General features: G+C 68.5%; 21 protein-coding genes, 1 pseudogene and 1 riboswitch. Of the genes and pseudogenes, 11 read left to right on the top strand and 11 right to left on the bottom strand.

What is annotated here, in order from left to right:
• Positions 1 to 35: 35 nt before the first annotated feature.
• Positions 36 to 2,327, bottom strand: a complete 2,292-nt coding sequence (locus tag AB431_RS24690; protein WP_047332152.1) for a helicase-associated domain-containing protein — start codon at positions 2,325 to 2,327, stop codon at positions 36 to 38.
• A 65-nt stretch (positions 2,328 to 2,392) separates the two neighbouring features.
• Between AB431_RS24690 and AB431_RS24685 the strand changes: the two genes are divergently transcribed.
• From AB431_RS24685 to AB431_RS24670, 4 genes are read left to right on the top strand one after another with little or no spacing between them, the layout of a single operon-like run.
• Positions 2,393 to 2,575, top strand: a complete 183-nt coding sequence (locus AB431_RS24685) for a hypothetical protein (RefSeq protein WP_047332151.1) — start codon at positions 2,393 to 2,395, stop codon at positions 2,573 to 2,575.
• Positions 2,576 to 2,635: 60 nt separating this feature from the next.
• On the top strand, positions 2,636 to 3,067 hold the full coding sequence (moaC, locus tag AB431_RS24680; RefSeq protein WP_047333777.1) for a cyclic pyranopterin monophosphate synthase MoaC: 432 nt from the start codon (positions 2,636 to 2,638) through the stop codon (positions 3,065 to 3,067).
• Entirely contained in the window at positions 3,064 to 3,543 is a 480-nt protein-coding gene (locus AB431_RS24675) for a molybdenum cofactor biosynthesis protein B (protein WP_047332150.1), read from the top strand. Before moaC ends, AB431_RS24675 begins: the two co-directional genes overlap by 4 nt.
• Positions 3,540 to 3,965, top strand: coding sequence for a molybdenum cofactor biosynthesis protein MoaE (locus AB431_RS24670; RefSeq protein WP_047332149.1), 426 nt, complete (start codon positions 3,540 to 3,542; stop codon positions 3,963 to 3,965). The genes AB431_RS24675 and AB431_RS24670 overlap by 4 nt, the downstream gene beginning before the upstream one ends.
• A gap of 4 nt (positions 3,966 to 3,969) precedes the next feature.
• Here AB431_RS24670 and AB431_RS24665 read toward each other — a convergent pair whose 3' ends face one another.
• The 4 genes from AB431_RS24665 to AB431_RS24650 all read right to left on the bottom strand — a co-directional run bounded on the left by AB431_RS24665 (position 3,970) and on the right by AB431_RS24650 (position 7,272).
• Positions 3,970 to 5,115 carry a transglycosylase family protein gene (locus AB431_RS24665; RefSeq protein ID WP_047332148.1) on the bottom strand — a complete coding sequence of 382 codons (1,146 nt, stop codon included), beginning with the start codon at positions 5,113 to 5,115 and terminating at the stop codon, positions 3,970 to 3,972.
• Positions 5,116 to 5,124: 9 nt separating this feature from the next.
• A riboswitch (cyclic di-AMP (ydaO/yuaA leader) is annotated at positions 5,125 to 5,340 on the bottom strand.
• 216 nt (positions 5,341 to 5,556) lie between these two features.
• Entirely contained in the window at positions 5,557 to 5,817 is a 261-nt protein-coding gene (locus tag AB431_RS24660; protein WP_047333776.1) for a MoaD/ThiS family protein, read from the bottom strand.
• A gap of 1 nt (position 5,818) precedes the next feature.
• Positions 5,819 to 6,883, bottom strand: a complete 1,065-nt coding sequence (gene moaA / locus AB431_RS24655; protein WP_047332147.1) for a GTP 3',8-cyclase MoaA — start codon at positions 6,881 to 6,883, stop codon at positions 5,819 to 5,821.
• The gene (locus AB431_RS24650; protein WP_047332146.1) at positions 6,880 to 7,272 is read right to left on the bottom strand and encodes a YccF domain-containing protein; all 393 of its coding nucleotides are present in this window, start codon (positions 7,270 to 7,272) and stop codon (positions 6,880 to 6,882) included. The genes moaA and AB431_RS24650 overlap by 4 nt, the downstream gene beginning before the upstream one ends.
• A gap of 147 nt (positions 7,273 to 7,419) precedes the next feature.
• Between AB431_RS24650 and AB431_RS24645 the strand changes: the two genes are divergently transcribed.
• Both AB431_RS24645 and AB431_RS24640 read left to right on the top strand, forming a co-directional pair.
• Positions 7,420 to 7,830 carry a cold-shock protein gene (locus AB431_RS24645; RefSeq protein ID WP_047332145.1) on the top strand — a complete coding sequence of 137 codons (411 nt, stop codon included), beginning with the start codon at positions 7,420 to 7,422 and terminating at the stop codon, positions 7,828 to 7,830.
• 18 nt (positions 7,831 to 7,848) lie between these two features.
• Positions 7,849 to 8,847 (top strand): glutathione S-transferase family protein, encoded by a 999-nt coding sequence (locus tag AB431_RS24640; RefSeq protein WP_047332144.1) that lies wholly within the window; start codon positions 7,849 to 7,851, stop codon positions 8,845 to 8,847.
• 369 nt (positions 8,848 to 9,216) lie between these two features.
• Here the strand turns inward: AB431_RS24640 and AB431_RS24635 are convergent, their stop codons facing one another.
• Both AB431_RS24635 and AB431_RS24630 read right to left on the bottom strand, forming a co-directional pair.
• The gene (locus AB431_RS24635; RefSeq protein WP_047332143.1) at positions 9,217 to 9,708 is read right to left on the bottom strand and encodes a DUF2771 domain-containing protein; all 492 of its coding nucleotides are present in this window, start codon (positions 9,706 to 9,708) and stop codon (positions 9,217 to 9,219) included.
• A pseudogene (locus AB431_RS24630) lies at positions 9,705 to 11,284 on the bottom strand (MFS transporter). Before AB431_RS24630 ends, AB431_RS24635 begins: the two are co-directional and overlap by 4 nt.
• Positions 11,285 to 11,464: 180 nt before the next feature.
• Between AB431_RS24630 and AB431_RS24625 the strand changes: the two are divergent.
• Complete coding sequence (locus AB431_RS24625) at positions 11,465 to 12,376, top strand: DUF3027 domain-containing protein (protein ID WP_047332142.1); 912 nt, start codon at positions 11,465 to 11,467, stop codon at positions 12,374 to 12,376.
• On the opposite strand, the gene AB431_RS24620 is transcribed toward AB431_RS24625, so the two are convergent.
• Positions 12,373 to 12,825: an SRPBCC family protein gene (locus AB431_RS24620; protein ID WP_047332141.1), complete on the bottom strand. Its 453-nt coding sequence runs from the start codon at positions 12,823 to 12,825 to the stop codon at positions 12,373 to 12,375. The genes AB431_RS24625 and AB431_RS24620 overlap by 4 nt on opposite strands.
• Before the next feature lie 24 nt (positions 12,826 to 12,849).
• Entirely contained in the window at positions 12,850 to 13,140 is a 291-nt protein-coding gene (locus tag AB431_RS24615; protein ID WP_047332140.1) for a DUF2530 domain-containing protein, read from the bottom strand.
• Positions 13,141 to 13,244: 104 nt separating this feature from the next.
• Here AB431_RS24615 and AB431_RS24610 point away from each other — a divergent pair, with 104 nt between their 5' ends.
• From AB431_RS24610 to AB431_RS24600, 3 genes are read left to right on the top strand one after another with little or no spacing between them, the layout of a single operon-like run.
• A complete protein-coding gene (locus AB431_RS24610; protein ID WP_047333775.1) occupies positions 13,245 to 13,676 on the top strand; it encodes a MarR family winged helix-turn-helix transcriptional regulator in 432 nt (143 codons plus the stop codon).
• Positions 13,673 to 14,500, top strand: coding sequence for an RNA methyltransferase (locus AB431_RS24605; RefSeq protein ID WP_047332139.1), 828 nt, complete (start codon positions 13,673 to 13,675; stop codon positions 14,498 to 14,500). The genes AB431_RS24610 and AB431_RS24605 overlap by 4 nt, the downstream gene beginning before the upstream one ends.
• A 52-nt stretch (positions 14,501 to 14,552) precedes the next feature.
• On the top strand, positions 14,553 to 14,825 hold the full coding sequence (locus AB431_RS24600) for a DUF2537 domain-containing protein (RefSeq protein WP_047332138.1): 273 nt from the start codon (positions 14,553 to 14,555) through the stop codon (positions 14,823 to 14,825).
• A 4-nt stretch (positions 14,826 to 14,829) separates the two neighbouring features.
• Here AB431_RS24600 and sepH read toward each other — a convergent pair whose 3' ends face one another.
• On the bottom strand, positions 14,830 to 15,618 hold the full coding sequence (gene sepH / locus AB431_RS24595; RefSeq protein WP_047332137.1) for a septation protein SepH: 789 nt from the start codon (positions 15,616 to 15,618) through the stop codon (positions 14,830 to 14,832).
• Between the two features lie 71 nt (positions 15,619 to 15,689).
• Positions 15,690 to 16,805, bottom strand: a complete 1,116-nt coding sequence (serC, locus tag AB431_RS24590; protein WP_047332136.1) for a phosphoserine transaminase — start codon at positions 16,803 to 16,805, stop codon at positions 15,690 to 15,692.
• 144 nt (positions 16,806 to 16,949) lie between these two features.
• Between serC and AB431_RS24585 the strand changes: the two genes are divergently transcribed.
• On the top strand, positions 16,950 to 17,963 hold the full coding sequence (locus tag AB431_RS24585; RefSeq protein ID WP_047332135.1) for a diiron oxygenase: 1,014 nt from the start codon (positions 16,950 to 16,952) through the stop codon (positions 17,961 to 17,963).
• Positions 17,964 to 17,976: the final 13 nt, after the last annotated feature.

The following is a 17,976-nucleotide window of genomic DNA, read 5'->3' as shown; positions in this document are numbered from 1 at the left end:
CGCGCTGCATCGGTCGTCGGCGCCATGACACTCCATTATCCAGCGTCGGCTGACATCACCGACGTCACGCGGTGCACCGCGAACTCCCGCGGGCGGCCCTGGGCAGGATCCCAGGCCATCAATTGACCGCCGCTGACGGTCAGCGGGCGCACCACCCGCTGGGTGGCCACCCCGGCCGCGTCGACATAACCGAGCACCACGTCCTTTTGTTCCATGGCCGCCTGCTGCAGCAGAGCCATCGACACCGCGGGGTCCAGGCGGACGTTGGCGAACGGAGTGCTGGACTCCACCCGGCGCAGCACCGCCACCACTGAGGCCAGGGTATCCGTGCTCGGCTTGGGCAGCGGGCGGAACAGCCGGCGGTGCTGGGGCGTGGACACCCGCGCACCGCGTCGCCGGAGGTCCACGATCGCTCCCGACGAATCCTCCGCCGCCGGTGCGAAGCCAGCCGTGCGCAACGCCGCGAGCACCTCGCCGATCGGCGCCTGCGACACCGCCACCGTCGGAGCCAGTAGCCGCACCTCGAGGTGCTCCAAGGTCGGTGCTGCAACCGCATGGGCGAGCAGCGTCGGATCCTCGCAGCGCAGGAACGACGACGCCATGCCGACGCGCAGCTGCCCGTGTCGCCGGGCGACGTCATTGATCAGATACGTCAGGCCTTGGGGGACAGGTGTTTTCGAATACCGCTCGAAGAAGGTGTGCAGTGCGCCCGCGGTCCGGCCGGTGTCCAGAGCATGCCGGATCGAGGCTTCGCTGACCCGGTACACCATCGCTGCGCCGGCCGATTCCACCGCGGCCACCGCCGCCAGCTCGTCGGCCAGTTCGCGCTGCAGCGGTCCGGGCACGACCACCGTCAGGTCGGCTTGCACGAGGAAGTGGTCGATCGGTGCGGGCAGCGCCTTGTCCATCGCCTCGATGGCGGCATCCTCGGCACCGCTCAGCAGTACCCGCGCCGGTGTGCTCAGCGCGCCACGGCCGATGAGGCCGAGAGCGTGCGCCTCGGCGAGCAGATGCGCGACGGGTTCGGGCTGCAACCGGGCCGCCCAGCGAGGCCGCCGCCAGATGAGTGCCCTCGAGGCATGCAGCGCATCCACGCCGGAGCCCGGTGCCAGCTCGGCGAGCAGGTCCAGCAGCAGTCGCCGATCGAGCGGTGCAGCCGTCGAATAGAGCGAGTCCGACAGTGCCGCATAGGGTTTACCGTCCGGGCCGCGACTGCCGATCAATCCCGGGCGCGACGGTAACTCCAGCCAGTTGGTGGCCAGCAGGTGCCAACGTGCGGCGGTGGGTGTCTCGAGGAATCGATCGGCGGCCACCGTCGGCGTCCAGTACGGGGCCGAACCGTCCGGTGGTTCGGGGTCAGGGGAGCCGCTGGCAATCAGGCCCGCCGCCGAGCTGACCTCGAGTACCAGCCCGAGTCGTTGTTCGTCGATGCCGGTGAGCTTGCTCAGCCGCTTGGCCTCCCGTACGCCCAGACCGCCGCTGCGCAACTCGGGAACCGGTGCGGCGGAAAGGGATTCGATGACGAGCTCGATCTCGCGGATCAGATCGAGCACAGCGCCGGCCGCGGTGGCGTCGACGTCGGCGACGGCGGTGGTGCTGGCCACCGGGTCCGGGGCCGTCAGGCTCACCGGCCCCGGCTCCTCACCGCGCAGCACCTGACCGACCTGGCGCGGCAGGATCACCGTCTCTTCGTCGAGCTGGCGCAGCAGGCCGGCCGCGAGCAGCCGGGGAACGGGCCGGTCGGCGGGCGCGCCCGGCGCGGCATCGCGGGTGCGGCCGACCGGGGATCCCACCAGGAGCCGGTTCAGCAGTTCCAGCTGGGGTTCGTCGAGGGCGTCGATAGCCGCGGAGATCTCCGCGCCCGAGCGGGAGTCCTCGCCGACCGCCTGCCCCGGATACCAGGGCAGGCCCGCGGCCGCCTCGGCCGACACCCGCACCGCGGTGTCGCCCCACGCCAGGGCGCGCTCGCGCAGATCGTCCAGCGCGGTCAGGATCGACTGCTCGTCGGCGCGCTCACCGATGAGTTCCACCAGCTTGGTCACCGGCGCGGCGGCGGTGTCGGCGTGCAGCACGATCAGGGCGTCGAGGACGGCGAGCCGCAGGTAGTCCAGTTCGTCGGTGGCGGCTTTGACCGACTGGCGGGCCACCGCGCGGGCGGCCAGGGCCGCGATGCTGCCGGGGGCGGGTTGGGCGAGATCCGGCCGCAGTTCCAGCAGGCGGATCAGCCGGTCGTCGGGCAGATCGGCCAGCCAGGCGCCCAGCGGCATCCCTGTGTTGATTTCCCGGGTCGCTCCGCTCCTGCCCGCCGGCGAGGACTCTTCAGTCATTGTTGACCAGCGTAAAACAGCCGCCTGTGTGCACAAGCCGGCCCGGCAGATGACAGAATGTTGCCGTGGCTGAGAAGAAGACTAGGTATGTCGACAACGGCTGGCCGACCCGTGACCCCGACGACCACGCCGTGAGCGAGCTGGCAGCCGATCGGACCGGCGCGCTGTCGCCGTTCGGCGACATCACGTTCCCGCTGCCGGCCTCCGACCTGCCGTATCTGCACCCGGTCACCGTCGTCAACAAGTAGACGGTGACCAACGGACCGCAGCGCCGCCTCTCGCACCTGGACGAGCACGGTGCGGCGCACATGGTCGACGTCACCGACAAGGCTGCCACCACCCGCACCGCGGTGGCCGCCGGTTCTGTTCACACCACCGCCGAAGTCGTCGCGCTGATCACGGCGGGGGGTCTGCCCAAGGGTGACGCCCTGGCGACCGCACGGGTGGCCGGGATCTTGGCCGCCAAGCGGACCAGCGACCTCATCCCGCTGTGCCACCACCTGGCGTTGACCGGGGTGGACATCGAGTTCGCGATCGGTGACGCCGAGGTCGGCGTGACCGCCTCGGTACGCACCACCGATCGCACCGGCGTGGAGATGGAGGCGCTGACCGCCGTCAGCGTCGCGGCGCTGACGCTCTACGACATGATCAAGGCCGTCGATCCCGCCGCGCGCCTCGAGGACATCCGGGTGCTGCGCAAGGAAGGCGGCAAGACCGGACTGTGGGTACGCGAGCCGTGACGCGCTCCGCACGGGTCGTGATCGCCTCCACCCGGGCGGCGACCGGTGTCTACGAAGACCGAACCGGACCGATCATCGTCGCCTGGCTCGCCGAACGCGGCTTCGACGTGCCCGGCGCCAGCGTGGTGGTCGACGGGAGTGCCGTCGGCGACGCCCTGCGCGCGGCGATCGATGCCGGAGCCGACGTCGTGATCACCTCCGGCGGCACCGGGATATCGCCGACCGACGCCACCCCGGAGGCCACCCTCGACGTCCTGGACTACCAGATCCCCGGGCTGGCCGACGCGATCCGGCGGTCTGGCCTGCCCGCGGTGCCGACGTCGGTGCTCTCCCGCGGGCTGTGCGGGGTCGCGGGTCGCACACTGGTGGTGAACCTGCCCGGGTCGACGGGCGGGGTACGTGACGGTCTGTCGGTGCTCGCCGACGTGCTCGACCACGCACTGGACCAACTGTCCGGAGGGGACCACCGCCGATGACACGCATCTTGCGGGCCGCGCTGGCCGAAGGCCCGATCTCGCTGACCGAGCACGAAGAGCTCGTCACCGACGACGCTGCCGGTGCGGTGGTCGGGTTCTCCGGAGTGGTGCGCAACCACGACGGCGGCCGAGACGTGGTGCGGCTGGAGTACTCCGCGCATCCGCTGGCTGAGCAGACCCTGTTCGAAGCGCTCGCCGAGGTCGCCGCGAAATCCACTGGTGTTCGGGCGATCGCGGCGAGTCATCGGGTCGGCGTGCTGCACATCGGAGACGCCGCCCTGGTGGCCGCCGTGGCAGCCGACCACCGGGGAGCGGCGTTCGAGGCGTGCGCCCTGCTCGTCGACACCGTCAAGGAACGGCTACCGGTGTGGAAACACCAGTTCTTCGCCGACGGAACCGACGAGTGGGTGAACTCGGCCTGACTGCTTACTGAGCCGGTGCCGGTGCGGGGGCCGCCGGAACCAGCGGCGCGTTGGGATCGGCCGGAGCCGGCGCCGGAGCGCCCGGAGGCGTACCCATGCTCGGATCGTTGGTCACCGGGGTGTTCAGCGGGCGCTGGGTCAGTGCGAGCAGCGCGTCGCCCCTGCTCACCTGCTGGGTCTGCACCGCGTGCCACAGTTCCTTGAGGTACGTGACATTCGGGCCGTCCTGCGGGCCCTCAGGCTGGTCGCTGGTACCCGGCGGCAGGTTCTCCGGGCTCGTCAGATGCGGCATGCCGTCGGGCAGCTGTCCGGTCGGGCTGGCGGCCACCACGTTGGTGCCAGGGGCGGGCGCGGCAGCGGGGTCGGCCGGAACCGGAGCGGGAGCCGGCGGCAGTGTCGGCGGCACGGCCGGGTCGGCCGGAGCCTGCGGCACGAAGTGGATCGACGCCGCCTGCACCGTGATGGTCTGCTCGTCAGGGTTTGCCTGCGCCTCGGGGGCGGGTACCTCAAAGGCGGTGTCGATCACGGGCTCGGCGGCCGGCGGTGCGGCTTCCTGAGCGACCGGGATGACATCGGGCTGCGGAGCAGGCGGCAGATCGGCCGGCGCTGGCGGGAGATCCTGCGGGGCCGGCGGCAGGTCCTGCGGCGCGGGCGCCAGGTCCTGCGGTGCGGGCGGCAGATCCTGCGGCGCGTCCGGTGCGGGAGCGTCGGGCAGGGGAGCGTCAAGCGCGACAGCCTCGACGGGCGCAGCGTCCGGCTTGGGCTCGTTGACTACGTTGCGCGGGGTCGCACCCGACAGGCCGCGGCCGCACACCGGCCACGCACCACGGCCCTGGCTTGCCAGGACGCGCTCGGCGATGGCGATCTGCTGGTCCTTGCTGGCCATATTCGCGGCCGGCGCGTACTGGCCGCCGCCGTGTGCGGACCACGTGCTGGGTGAGAACTGGAGGCCGCCCTGGTAACCGTTGCCGGTATTGATGCCCCAGTTGCCGCCGGACTCACAGCGGGCGACCTGATCCCATTCGGTATCGGGAGCCGCCTGGGCCTGTCCGGCGAGGGCGAGGCTGCCGCCTCCGATGACCGCACCGGTGACCGCGATCTTGGCGACGCTGACTGACGATGAAGTGGGCTTGCGATGCCGTCCACTCATATGGCGAGTTATTCCTCTCTTCAATGCGCCTGCGAGGTCAGCTGTCGGGTTCGGGCTGGAGAGGTCGCCCGGCCTCGGTCGTCTCTGGTGGAAACGATCTCGGCTTCACCCCAAGGAGCCGCGTGCGGCTCCAAGTCCTATCGGTGGACCGGTGGGTCCCCCGCCTCCATCCATGGTGTTCGTTGGTCTCTCCGCTCCTTGGATGGAGCTCAGCGCTAGGAGCGAAGAGGGTCTTCCCGGGTTGAGGGGGCTGACCTGAAGACAGACGGTAATGGGATCCGGGAGTGCCGTCGACTTTTGCAAATCCGGGCGTTTCTGCTACCGGCAAACCTTAAAAAAGGTTAAAGCCCCTAGATAGCTCGGCGTTCGCCCAGGTAGTTACGGCACTAAACCGGGCCGTGGCCATCTCGTTACCTGATCGTGATGTGACGTAAATCACGATCACCCGCCGGCGAACGGGGGTAACACGTCGAGCGTCTGGCCGGATTGCAGTTCGGTGGCCTTGTTTCGGACCGCGATGCCGTCGCAGAGGTAGGAGCAGCGCTGTAACACCCGCGCCAATTCTTCGCTGCGGCAACCTAATTCGTTCACCAGATCGGCGACCGTCGTGCCGGGGTGCAGGCTGAGCCGATCCGCCTCCTTGCCCGCGGCGGCCCGGGCCGCGGCGAAGAAACGCACGGTCACGTCGACCGATTGGCCCACCTCAGCCACCGATCGCGCTCATCGGCCGTTGCGGCTGAACGAAATCCGGATTGTTGATGCCGTGTCCGGCGGCTTTGCGCCACATCGCCGCCCGCCACACCGACTCCAGCGCGTCGTCGTCCGCTCCGTTGCGAAGCAGTGCCCGCAGGTCGGATTCCTCCGCGGAGAACAGGCAGTTGCGGATCTGCCCGTCGGCGGTCAGGCGCGTACGGTCGCACGCCGAGCAGAACGCGTGTGAGACCGAGGCGATGATCCCGACGGTGGCCGGCCCGCCGTTGACCTGCCACAGCTGGGCCGGCGCTGAGCCACGCGGTGCGGGGTCGGGAGTCAGGTCGAAGTGCGTGGCGAGTGCAGTGAAAATCTGGTCGGCGCCCAGGTTGGCGTCTCGGCGCCACAGGTGACTGGCATCGAGCGGCATCTGTTCGATGATCCGCAGCTGGTAGCCGTAGCGCAGGCAGTACTCCAGCAGCTCGACGGCGTCTTCGAGGCCGGTGTCGTGATCGAGGACGGCGTTGACCTTGACCGGCCCCAATCCCGCGGCCGCCGCCGCGGACAGACCGTCGAGCACGTCGGAGAGCCGGTCGCGCCGGGTGATGGTGGCGAAATGTTCGGCGTCGACGGTGTCGAGCGACACGTTGACCCGGTTCAGGCCCGCGTCGGCCAGGGCACGCGCGCGCTTGGCCAGCCCCAGGCCATTGGTGGTCAGTGCGATCTCCGGGCGCGGGCGCAAGGCGGCCACCGCCGACACAACGTCTTCGAGCCCTCGATACAGCAGCGGCTCGCCCCCGGTGAAGCGAACGCTGCTGATGCCCAGCCGCGTCACGGCCAGGGTCAGCAAGCGGACGAGCTCGTCGCGGGTCAGCAGCTCGTCGCCCGGCAGCCAGTCCAGACCTTCGGCCGGCATGCAATAGGTACAGCGCAGATTGCAGCGGTCGGTCAGCGACACCCGCAGGTCGGTGGCGACCCGGCCGAACGTGTCGACCAGCGGGCCGCTGCGCGGCATGTCGGCGGGTGCTTCTGCGCCGTCGCGGCGAATCGCCGGCAACCCGAGCGAGGTCAATGTCATGCCGCCACCCGAGCCTGATCGGCGGGCACGATCTCCTTGCCCAGCGGCACCAGCGAGACCGGGATGAGTTTGAGGTTGGCCAGGGCCAACGGGATACCGATGATCGTGATCGCCATGGCGGCCGCGCTCACCAGATGGCCGATCGCCAGCCACAGCCCGAACAGCAGGATCCAGATCACGTTGCCGACCACGGCGCCGGGACGCGGGCCGGGCTTCTCGACAATGGTTCGCCCGAAGGGCCACAGGGCGTAGTTGGCGATCCGCAGTGCGGCGAAGCCGAATGGAATGGTGATGATCAGAACGAAACTGACAAGCGCGGCCAGCAGGTAGCCGAGGGCAAGCCACAGGCCGCCGAACAGCAACCAGATGACGTTCAGGATCAGGCGCATGTCTCCTCCAGCGGTTTGCCCAGCCTACCGAACTGAACTCAGGTGCTGGGCACACCTGTTCCCGAGTAGGATCACCGGCACGCGTCCTGCACCGGCGGGACGCTTCGTCATGTTGTCATGGACCCGTTAGACAAGCAGGTGAGACCAGTGCCGACCGGCAAGGTGAAGTGGTACGACGCCGAGAAGGGCTTCGGCTTCCTGTCCCAGGAGGAGGGCGAGGACGTCTACGTCCGTGCGTCGGCTTTGCCTGAGGGCGTCGAAGGTCTCAAGGCCGGTCAGAAGGTCGAGTTCGGGGTGGCGTCGGGGCGTCGCGGCCCGCAGGCGTTGAGCGTGAAGCTGATCGATCCGCCGCCGAGCCTGACCAGGACCCGACGTGAGGCCACGCCCGTCGAGCGCAAGCACACTCCCGACGAACTGCACGGCATGGTCGAGGACATGATCACGCTGCTCGAAGGCGCGGTGCAGCCCGAGCTACGCAAGGGCCGTTACCCGGACCGCAAGGTCGCCCGGCGGGTGTCCGAAGTGGTCAAGGCGGTCGCCCGGGAGCTCGACGCGTAGTAGGCGCACACTGGAGTCGTGGGTGCCTATGTCGCCGGCGGCGGCGAGTTCAAGCGCGATACCAACTACATCACCACCAGGATCACCGCTGACGGTGCCGACGGGTATCCCGTCGAGCCCGGCCGCTACCGGCTGATCGTCGCCCGGGCGTGCCCGTGGGCGAATCGCACGATCATCGTGCGCCGCCTGCTGGGTTTGGAGGACGTGCTGTCCATCGGGTTCTGTGGGCCGACGCACGACGAGCGCAGCTGGACGTTCGACCTCGATCCCGGTGGCGTCGACCCGGTGCTGAAGATTCCGCGACTACAGGACGCCTACTTCGCCCGTTTCCCGGACTACGCCAAAGGCATCACAGTCCCGGCGATCGTCGAGGTGGCCACGGGTCAGGTGGTCACCAACGACTTCGCCCAGATCACGCTCGACTTCTCCACCGAGTGGACCGCCTACCACCGCGAAGGTGCGCCGCAGCTGTACCCCGAGCCGCTGCGCGACGAGATCGACGAAGTGGCACAACGCATTTACACCGAAGTGAACAACGGTGTCTACCGCTGCGGGTTCGCCGGTTCGCAGGACTCCTACGAGAAGGCCTACGACCGGCTGTTCGCCGCACTGGACTGGCTCTCCGAGCGGCTGGCCGATCAGCGTTATCTGGTGGGGGACACCATCACCGAGGCCGACGTCCGGCTGTTCACCACGCTGGCGCGTTTCGATCCGGTCTACCACGGCCACTTCAAGTGCAATCGGTCCAAGCTTGCCGAGATGCCGGTGTTGTGGGCCTACGCGCGAGATCTGTTCCAGACACCGGGGTTCGGCGACACCACCGACTTCGGACAGATCAAGGCGCACTACTACATCGTGCATTCCGACATCAACCCCACCGGGATCGTGCCGAAGGGACCGGACCTGTCCAACTGGCTGACGCCACACGGTCGGGAAGCATTGGGCGGCAGACCCTTTGGAGATGGAACTCCGCCGGGGCCGACCCGCGAGGGCGAGCGGGTGCCTGCTCAGTTCTGACGGCCGAACGTCGAGTTGTTGTGGTCGAATGACGCTGAACACCACCATAAGTCGACGTTCGTCAGACGGAAGCCCCTGCCGCGCGCAGAGATCGAGACCGACCAGGTACTCCTCCCACCCCAATGTCGGTGCGGGCGAGCAAGCAACCTCCATCGAAACGGGGATCTGTGTGCGCACTGCAGGAAGGCCGGCAGCGACGATCACCAAGCGGGTCCGGGTTTCCCGCGGCAAGCGCCTTCGCTGGCGAGGAACGGTTCGTTGAGTTGGTTCATGTGCACACCGTCGGGAGGCAGACCGACAAAGAACGGCCGAACGTCGACAAGTTATCCACAGGACCCAGGATCGTGCGCAACACCTCGACGTTCGCGGTCAGAGCCAATTCAGGCGGACCGACCACTCGGCGTGCGGGGCATCGCTCAGTTGGCCGTTCTGGTCCTGAACCAGGGTGAGCAGCTGCACGACAACCCCGGTCAGCCTGCCGCGCTGCGGGTCGACCGTTGGAATCGTCACGGCCAGTTCGGTATTGGGCCGATAGATCGTCGTCGTCGAGTTGCGCTCGTCCTCGTAGACGCGCAGCAGCTGCCACGGCGCACGACCGATGGCCGTCGGCACCGACAGCTGCACCGGATAACGCTCGGTGACCGATAACTGGCCCTGGGTCTGCGGGTTTTGACAGTCGTTGAGGTTCACCACGTTGCAGTACACGTACGGCCCGATGCGCACCGCCTGTCCGTGCGAGTACGCGCTGATTTCGGGGAGGTCGGATCCGGTGTCGCGGGTCAGCACCCACGCGCCGACGCCGGCACCGGCCGACGCCAGTACGACGAGGACCACCAAAAGCCAACGGAGAAAACGGCTCACCGGTTGGTCACCGCCGATGCACCCTCCGGTTCGGCCAGCACCGGACGGTTACCGCCGAAGCCGGGTATCAGTGAATCGCCGCGGTTACTGACGATGGTCTGGGCCAGCCCGAGGATCAACAGCGCACTGATCGCGGTGAAACCGACCCATAACTCGGTGTACACCAGCACTCCGATCGCGCCGCCCATCACCCATGCCAGCTGCAGCACCGACTCCGAACGGCCGAACGCCGATGCTCGTGACTCCTCGGGCAGGTCGTCCTGCAGCGAGGCGTCCAGCGACGCTTTGCCGATCGCGGTCGCACCCGAGGTGATCAGCGTCGCCACCGCCGCGACGATCAGATTGCCGGTGACCGCGGCCACCAAGGCCATCGCCGTCACCGCGATCGTGCACCGCACGACGAGTATCGCCGGCCGGCCCAGCCGCATCCGGGCGGCGGTGAAGTTGCCCGCGAAGTTGCCGATGCCGGCGGCGGCCCCGAGCAGACCCAGCATGCCCAGCTGGACCCAGCCGCTGGCCTGTGTGCCTTGGCGACGAATGCCGGATACAGGAACAGGAACCCGACCATCGCCTTGATCGTGCAGTTGCCCCACAGCGAGGTGATGATGTTGCGGCCCAGGGGTTGTCGCGGCGCGCCGGTTTTCGCCGCCGGCTCGTCGACCCAGCCCATCGGCCCGTTCTCACCGTGGTAGGTCAGGGTGGCCGGCACCTCGCCTTCGGTGACCTCCACCCAGCGCGGGATCCGCATCGACAGCGAGGCGCCGGCCACCGCGACGAAGACCACGACGAACAACGCACCGGGCAGTTGGAACACGGTGCTGAGCAGGTACTCGGCCCCGGCGGCGATACCACCGCCGACGATCGTGCCGCCGATCAAGCCGAACATCGTCAGCCGTGAATTCACCCGCACCAGGTCGATCGTCGGCGGCATCACGCGCGGGGTGACCGCGCTGCGCAGCACGCTGAAGGACTTGGACAGCACCATCATTCCCAGCGCACAGGGATAGAGCACCCAGGACGGATAGCTGCCCGTGGCGCCGTCGTAGTCCATGATCAGAACGAACGCCAGCGCGGCGCGAAGGATGAACGACATCGCCAGCGCGGCGCGCCTGCCGTGCTGCACCCGATCGAGTGCCGGCCCGATCAGCGGCGCGATCACCGCGAACGGCGCGATCGTGATCAGCAGGTAGAGCGCAACCTTGCCCTTGCTCTCGCCGGAGGCGGCGGCGAAGAACAACGTATTGGCCAGTGCCACCGCCATCGCCGAGTCCACCGCGAAGTTGGCGACCACCGGCCACGTCAGCGCGGTCAAACCGGACTTGTCGGCGCCGTCGGCTGTGGCCGCGCGGTGCACCATCGAATACACCTTGGTGCCCATCTCGCGGCTTCGCATTGCCGCGCCGCGGCCGCGGGCCGCCCGTTCGTCGGCGCCTCGCGATCCGGACGGTGGCCCCAGGTTTTCGGTGCGCTGCTCGCCCAGCGGCGGCAGATACCGGTTGGAACTGGGCGTCGGATTGGACCGGCGGGTGGCGTCGGAGTGCCGGTAACCGTCCCCATCGCTGGGGTAGTTGGCCATGCCCGGATGTTCACCGGATGCGCCGCCCGAATAGCGGCGATCCGGGCCGAAGGCCGGATTCGCGCGGGGTTCGTCACGCCGGCGCTCAGACACGTCACGATTGTCCCCCATCCGTGGCATGCCGGCGCGCACGTGACCGGTGTGGCTGCACACAGACACCGTGAGGCAAGATTGGTGACGATGGACAGCACTCTCGACGCGACAGAAGCCTCGGCACCGGCGCCCGCCGGCGCGCCGTCGGATGCGGTTGCCGCCGTACTGAGCGGCGCCGTGGAGCAGTCGCGTCAGGCGATCGTCGAGCACAGCGGCGACACCGTGGGCGAATACCTCGGTGTCAGCTTCGAGGACGAGACCGCGGCGACGCACCGCTTCCTGGCGAATATGCCCGGCTACCAGGGCTGGCAGTGGGCGGTCGTGGTCGCGGCCTACCCCGGCGCCGATCACGCGACGGTGAGCGAGGTCGTGCTGGTGCCCGGCCCGACGGCGCTGCTGGCCCCGACCTGGGTGCCGTGGGAGGAGCGCATCAAACCGGGCGACCTGAGCCCCGGTGACCTGCTGGCTCCCGGCAAGGACGATCCTCGGCTGGCCCCCGGATACACCGCCACCGGCGATCCCCTGATCGACGACACCGCGTACGAGGTGGGCTTCGGGCGCCGCCAGGTGCTCAGCGCGCTCGGCCGCGACGAGACCGCGCAGCGCTGGCACGACAGCGACCACGGCCCCGGCTCTCCGATGGCCCGTGCCACCAAGCGGGTGTGCCGCGACTGCGGCTTCATGGTTCCCCTGGCCGGAGCGCTCGGCGCGATGTTCGGGGTGTGCTGCAACGAGATGTCGGCCGACGCCCACGTCGTCGATTTCGAGTACGGCTGCGGCGCACACTCGGACACCCCGCAGCCCCCGGGGACCGGATCGCCGATCTACGACCCGTATGACGATGGGGTTCTCGACGTCGTCCAGGTCGCCGCGACCGTGACCGAGACCGAGACCGAGACCGAGACCGAGAGCGCTGAGACTCTGGACAGCGCCGACGCCCCGGAGAGCGCCGACGCTGCTGAAAGCCCAGAGGATCCGGAGTCGGTCGAGCAGGCCTAGCCTTCGGCGGCGGCCTTGATGCGCGCCAGCGAGGTGTTCATCCCGTCGACCAGTTCCTTCTCGAAATTGGGCACCCCGCCCAGCACCGCATTGACCGTCATTGTCGAGACGGCCTTCACGCCGTTCTCGGCGTGGCGGGTCTCCACGACCTTGGTGCCGGTCGTGGTGGGCTCGAGTTCATAGCTCCAGACGGTGTTGTTGGCGTTGACCCGGAACGCCAGCTTGCGCTCCGGAATGAGCTCGGTGATCGTCGACGTCGTCGGCCAGAAAAGGTTGTTGCGCCGGTTGAGGTTGAACGTGCGGGTGCCCGGCTTGACCTGCCCCAGGGGCTTCATCAACCGGCACTGCGGGCTCCACTTGGGCATGTTGTCGAGGTTGGCGATCAGGGTCCACACCTTCGCGACCGGAGCGTTGATTTCGATCTCTGCCTGCAACAGCGGCGCTGCCATCGGTTTCCCTTCGTGGTTGACTGATTACTGTCCGTGCGGCTCGAGGCCGGTCTGCGCTCCCCGCGCCCCACGCCGGGCCGCCATGCGTTGCCACAGGAAGATCGACGTTCCGACGACGCCGGTGCCCAGACCGGCGATTGTGATCGGACGCCACGACTCCAGCACGGGAACGCTGAACGCCGCGATCGTCGCCAGTGCCCACAGCACGGCGCCGACGGCGACCACCGGCCGCGGGTCAAGCAGCGCCGCGGGCAACGCCGGGGGCTCGGGTTCGGCCGTCGGCTCGCGGCTCGGTTCGCGCTGATCGGAAGGCATTGTCGTCCAAAGTAACCGATCGACAGATCGGCCCGGTATGGCATCCGCCGCAGTTGGCCGGATCATCGTTGATCGGTTGTTGTCGTGTCGTACTGTTTGCGATTGTGTTGGACGCTGACCTGCGGCTTGCGAGTGATTTGTCGTTGGCCGTCATGCGACTCGCGCGTCAGTTGCGCTTCCGCAGGCCCGAATCGCCGATCACGCTGTCGCAGTTGTCCGCGTTGGCGACCCTGGCCAAGGACGGGCCGATGACGCCCGGGGCGCTGGCCGTCCGGGAGCGGGTCCGGCCGCCGTCGATGACGCGGGTGATCGCATCACTGGCCGACCTGGGTCTGGTGGTGCGCACGTCGCATCCCTCCGACGGTCGTCAGGTCTTGGTGGCGGTGTCCGATGCCGGCGCGGCGCTGGTCGAGAGCGAGCGCCGGGCCAGCCAGGAGTGGCTGCGCAACCGGCTGGCCACCCTGGATAGCGAGGATCGCGACATTCTGTTGCGGGCCGCGGACCTGATGACCGTTCTCGTCGACGAAGACGCGTGAGCGACAAGGCTTTTGGCGCGGTAGACGTTGTCGACATCACCGACCCGGCCGATCCCCGCGTCGACGATTTCCGCGATCTGAACAGTGTCGACCGCAGACCGGACCTACCCAGCGGCAAAGGACTGGTGATCGCCGAGGGGGTGCTGGTCGCCCAGCGGATGATCGCCTCGCGGTTCACCCCGCACGCGTTCCTCGGCACCGAACGCCGTCTAGCCGAACTGAGCGACGACCTGAGCGACGTGCCGGCCCCGTTCTATCGCGCCACGCCCGAGGTGATGGCTGACGTGGTCGGCTTTCACCTCAACCGGGGTGTGCTCGCGGTGGCCCGGCGGCCGCCGGAGCTGACGCCGGCCGAGGTACTCGACGGCGCACGGACGGTCGCCGTGCTCGAAGGGGTCAACGACCACGAGAACCTCGGCTCGATCTTCCGCAATGCCGCCGGTCTGGGCGTGGATGCGGTGATCTTCGGCTCCGGCTGCGCCGACCCGCTGTACCGGCGCGCGGTGCGGGTGTCGATGGGTCATGCCCTGCTGGTGCCGTTCGCGCGTTCCCGGCAGTGGCCGGCCGACCTCGGCGAGCTGCGCGGCCGCGGGTTCCGGCTGCTGGCCATGACACCCGATCCGGGCGCGCAGACCCTGGCCGAGGCGATGGCCGGTCTGGCGGGGGACAAGGTTGCGGTGCTGGTCGGCGCGGAGGGTCCTGGCCTGACCGAGACCGCGATGCGGGCCAGCGATGTGCGAGTGCGCATCCCGATGTCACGGGGCACCGATTCGCTGAACGTCGCCACCGCCGCGGCGCTGGCGTTCTACGAGCGGGCGCGGTGACTAGAGTTTCGGAGGGCAGGAGCGAAGCGACCCGGGGGAGGAGGCCACGTCGATGTCAGAAGAGTCGACACCCTGGGGAACCGGTCTGACGGTGGCGGCCTTCGTCGCCGCGGTCACCGGCACCGCGATCGTCGTGCTGAGCCTCGGCATGATCCGGGTGCATCCACTGGTCGCGGTCGTGCTGAACCTGATCGCGGTCGGCGGCCTGGCGCCCACGCTGTGGGGCTGGCGGCGCACCCCGGTACGACGCTGGTTCGTGCTGGGTGCCGGCATCGGCGTCGCAGGCGGGTGGATCACCCTGTTGGCGATGGTCGCCAGTCAGTAGTGAGTCAGCGGTCGCCGCTGGAACGTACCCCGAGCAGGACATCCTCCCAGCCGGGGACGGCGGGCTTGGCCTTGGCGCGCTTGGCCCGCGGGGCGGGCGCGGGAGCCGCTGCGGGTGCCGGCTTCTCCTCGGCAGGGGCGGGCGTCGGTTGCGGCGGCTGCTCCTCGAACTCGAGCTGTGCGATAGCGGCCACCGGCCGCAGCTGCCGTTCGAAGGTCGGGTCGATCAGCTCGCTGGCGGCGTCGTCGAGTGCGGAGACCGTGCCACCGTGTGCCCCGGGGCTGAAGCGGAAGTGCGCGACGTTGTCACTCAGCCCGGCTTGCCAGGACATCTGCACCACCCATCGGCCGTCTTCGCCGCGCCACGCGTCCCACTCCGTCGCCTCGGGGTTGTGGCCGCGCGCGACCAGGGCGGTGATGACGGTGTCCTGCAGTGTCGTCACCGCAGGCCCGTCGGCCAGGATCGGGTGGGCGGCGCCGGCCAGTTCGGCCGCCCGCGAGCGCTCCAGGAGCACCGGGTGGGCGAAGCGCTCGACCTTGCTGATGTCCATGCCGGATGACGCGGCAACTTGCTCGACGGACGCACCCGCACGGATGCGCGCCTGAATGTCCCTGGGCCGCAACACGCCTTTGACCTCTTTGTCCCTCGGGGTCTGGCCCAGCGACCGGTCGCCGCGAACCGCGGCGCGCAGTCGGTCGTCAACCTGCAGGGTGAACTTGTCGGCCGGGTCGGGACCTTCGCAAATGATGTGCCTGCCGTCGACATCGAGTCCGATCACCCTGAGTTCTCGCATGTCGACCTCCTTGTTCGTCCGGAATTTAACCCAGGCGCCGGAAGATAACGGTTAGGACACGCCGAACGTCCTCAGAGACGTTCGACAACCCAGTCGACACACTGCGTCAGCGCGGACACGTCGTCGGGCTCGATCGCCGGGAACATCGCGATGCGCAGCTGGTTGCGGCCCAGCTTGCGGTACGGTTCGGTGTCGACGATGCCGTTGGCCCGCAGCACTTTGGCCACCGCCGCGGCATCGACTTCGTCGGCGAAGTCGATGGTGCCGACCACCTGCGAGCGCAGCGCGGGGTCGGTGACGAAGGGCGTGGCGTACGAGGACGCCTCGGCCCAGGAGTACAGCCGCTGCGACGAGTCGGCCGTGCGTTTGACCGCCCAGTCCAGGCCGCCGTTGCCGTTGAGCCAGTCGACCTGCTCGGCCATCAGGACCAGCGTGCCGATCGCCGGGGTGTTGTAGGTCTGGTTCTTGAGGCTGTTGTCGACCGCGATCGGCAGTGACAGGAAGTCGGGCACCCAGCGGCCCGATGCGGCGATGGCCTCGATGCGCGCCAGCGCGGCGGGGGACACGACGGCCAGCCACAGGCCGCCGTCACTGGCGAAATTCTTCTGCGGCGCGAAGTAGTAGGCGTCTGCGTCGCTCACATCGACAGGCAGTCCACCGGCCCCGGACGTCGCGTCGATCAGGACCAGAGCGTTCTCCGAGCCCTCCGGCCGGCGGACCGGCACGGCCACGCCGGTCGAGGTCTCGTTGTGCGCCCAGGCGATCGCGTCGACGGACGGATCGGACTGCGGTTCGGGGGCGCTGCCCGCGTCCGCCTTGACCACGATCGGGTCGTCGATGAACGGGTTGGCCGTGGCGGCAGAGGCGAACTTCGAGGAGAACTCGCCGTAGGTCAGGTGCAGCGAGCGCTTCTCGATCAGACCGAACGCGGCGGCGTCCCAGAACGCGGTCGCGCCGCCGTTGCCCAGAATCACCTCATAGCCGTCGGGTAGGGAGAAGAACTGGCGCAAGCCGTCGCGCACCCGGCCGACCAGGTTCTTCACCGGCGCCTGCCGGTGCGACGTGCCGAACAAGGCGCCCGACGCGGCCAGCGCCTGCAGCTGCTCGGGGCGCACCTTCGACGGCCCACAACCGAATCGACCGTCGGCGGGCTTGAGGGAATCGGGAATCACGAGCTGATCAGCCATGCGTTAAGCGTAGAAGTCGACGCCGTCGCGCTTCACACCGAGGCGTTCGGCCAACCGGGAAACGGGTATGGACAGGTATGCGATACCTGCGGTACCGTTTGGACAACACCCGCCCAAATGTAAACCTCTCCTGAGGAGACTGTCATGGCGAGAACCAAGATGATCAGGCGCTGGCGCCGCAACATGGATGTGCAGGACGACATCGCCTACGTCGAGAAGCTGAACACCCTGTCCGAGGGCTCGGTCCGCAGGAACTTCAACCCGTACACCGACATCGACTGGGACTCGCCCGAGTTCGCCGTGGTCCCTAACGACGAGCGCTGGATACTGCCGGCGACCGACCCGATCGGGCAGCACCCCTGGTATCAGTCGCAGTCCAGGGAACGCCAGATCGAGATCGGTATGTGGCGTCAGTCCAACGTCGCCAAGGTCGGGCTGCACTTCGAGTCGATCCTCATCCGGGGCCTGATGGAGTACGCCTTCTGGACGCCCAACGGCTCACCGGAGTACCGGTACTGCCTGCACGAGGCGGTCGAAGAGTGCAACCACACGATGATGTTCCAGGAGATGGTGAACCACATCGGCGCCGACGTGCCCGGCATGCCGCGGCTGCTGAAGTGGGTACAGCCCGCGATTCCGTTGGTGGCGGGGCCGCTGCCGATCCCGTTCTGGTTCGGAATCCTCGCCGGCGAGGAGCCCATCGACCACACGCAGAAAAACATTCTGCGCGAAGGCAAGACGCTGCACCCGATCATGGAGCGGGTGATGGCCATCCACGTCGCCGAGGAGGCCCGGCACATCTCGTTCGCGCACGAGTACCTGCGTAAGCGGGTGCCGCATCTGCCGCGACGCAAGCGGTTCTGGCTCTCGCTCTACGTGCCGGTGGTGATGCGCGTGCTGTGTTCGGCAATCATCGTGCCGCCGAGAGCATTCTGGAAGGAATTCGACATCCCGCGTTCGGTGCGCAAGGACATCTTCTTCTCCTCGCCGCAGTCGCGACAGATGCTGCGCGACATGTTCGGTGATGTCCGGATGCTGTGCCACGACACCGGGTTGATGAATCCGCTGGCGAAGCTGATGTGGCGGATCTGCCGGATCAATGGCGCGCCGAGTCGCTTCCGCAGCGAGCCGGCCCGCCAGCACGTGGTCGCCGCGTAGAGATCAAAGGACT

The organism is Mycobacterium sp. EPa45, assembly GCF_001021385.1.
In the GTDB taxonomy this organism is placed as follows: domain Bacteria; phylum Actinomycetota; class Actinomycetes; order Mycobacteriales; family Mycobacteriaceae; genus Mycobacterium.
This window is presented reverse-complemented; position numbering and strand designations above follow the sequence as displayed.

What these genes read in the sequence shown, in the direction of transcription:
- AB431_RS24625 (WP_047332142.1), top strand. Translation starts at nt 11,465, where the DNA reads ATGGACAGCACTCTCGACGCGACAGAAGCCTCGGCACCGGCGCCCGCC.
- moaA (WP_047332147.1), bottom strand. Translation starts at nt 6,883, where the DNA reads ATGACATTGACCTCGCTCGGGTTGCCGGCGATTCGCCGCGACGGCGCA.
- serC (WP_047332136.1), bottom strand. Translation starts at nt 16,805, where the DNA reads ATGGCTGATCAGCTCGTGATTCCCGATTCCCTCAAGCCCGCCGACGGT.
- AB431_RS24670 (WP_047332149.1), top strand. Translation starts at nt 3,540, where the DNA reads ATGACACGCATCTTGCGGGCCGCGCTGGCCGAAGGCCCGATCTCGCTG.
- AB431_RS24600 (WP_047332138.1), top strand. Translation starts at nt 14,553, where the DNA reads ATGTCAGAAGAGTCGACACCCTGGGGAACCGGTCTGACGGTGGCGGCC.
- moaC (WP_047333777.1), top strand. Translation starts at nt 2,636, where the DNA reads ATGGTCGACGTCACCGACAAGGCTGCCACCACCCGCACCGCGGTGGCC.
- AB431_RS24665 (WP_047332148.1), bottom strand. Translation starts at nt 5,115, where the DNA reads ATGAGTGGACGGCATCGCAAGCCCACTTCATCGTCAGTCAGCGTCGCC.
- AB431_RS24620 (WP_047332141.1), bottom strand. Translation starts at nt 12,825, where the DNA reads ATGGCAGCGCCGCTGTTGCAGGCAGAGATCGAAATCAACGCTCCGGTC.
- sepH (WP_047332137.1), bottom strand. Translation starts at nt 15,618, where the DNA reads ATGCGAGAACTCAGGGTGATCGGACTCGATGTCGACGGCAGGCACATC.
- AB431_RS24650 (WP_047332146.1), bottom strand. Translation starts at nt 7,272, where the DNA reads ATGCGCCTGATCCTGAACGTCATCTGGTTGCTGTTCGGCGGCCTGTGG.
- AB431_RS24615 (WP_047332140.1), bottom strand. Translation starts at nt 13,140, where the DNA reads ATGCCTTCCGATCAGCGCGAACCGAGCCGCGAGCCGACGGCCGAACCC.
- AB431_RS24690 (WP_047332152.1), bottom strand. Translation starts at nt 2,327, where the DNA reads ATGACTGAAGAGTCCTCGCCGGCGGGCAGGAGCGGAGCGACCCGGGAA.
- AB431_RS24585 (WP_047332135.1), top strand. Translation starts at nt 16,950, where the DNA reads ATGGCGAGAACCAAGATGATCAGGCGCTGGCGCCGCAACATGGATGTG.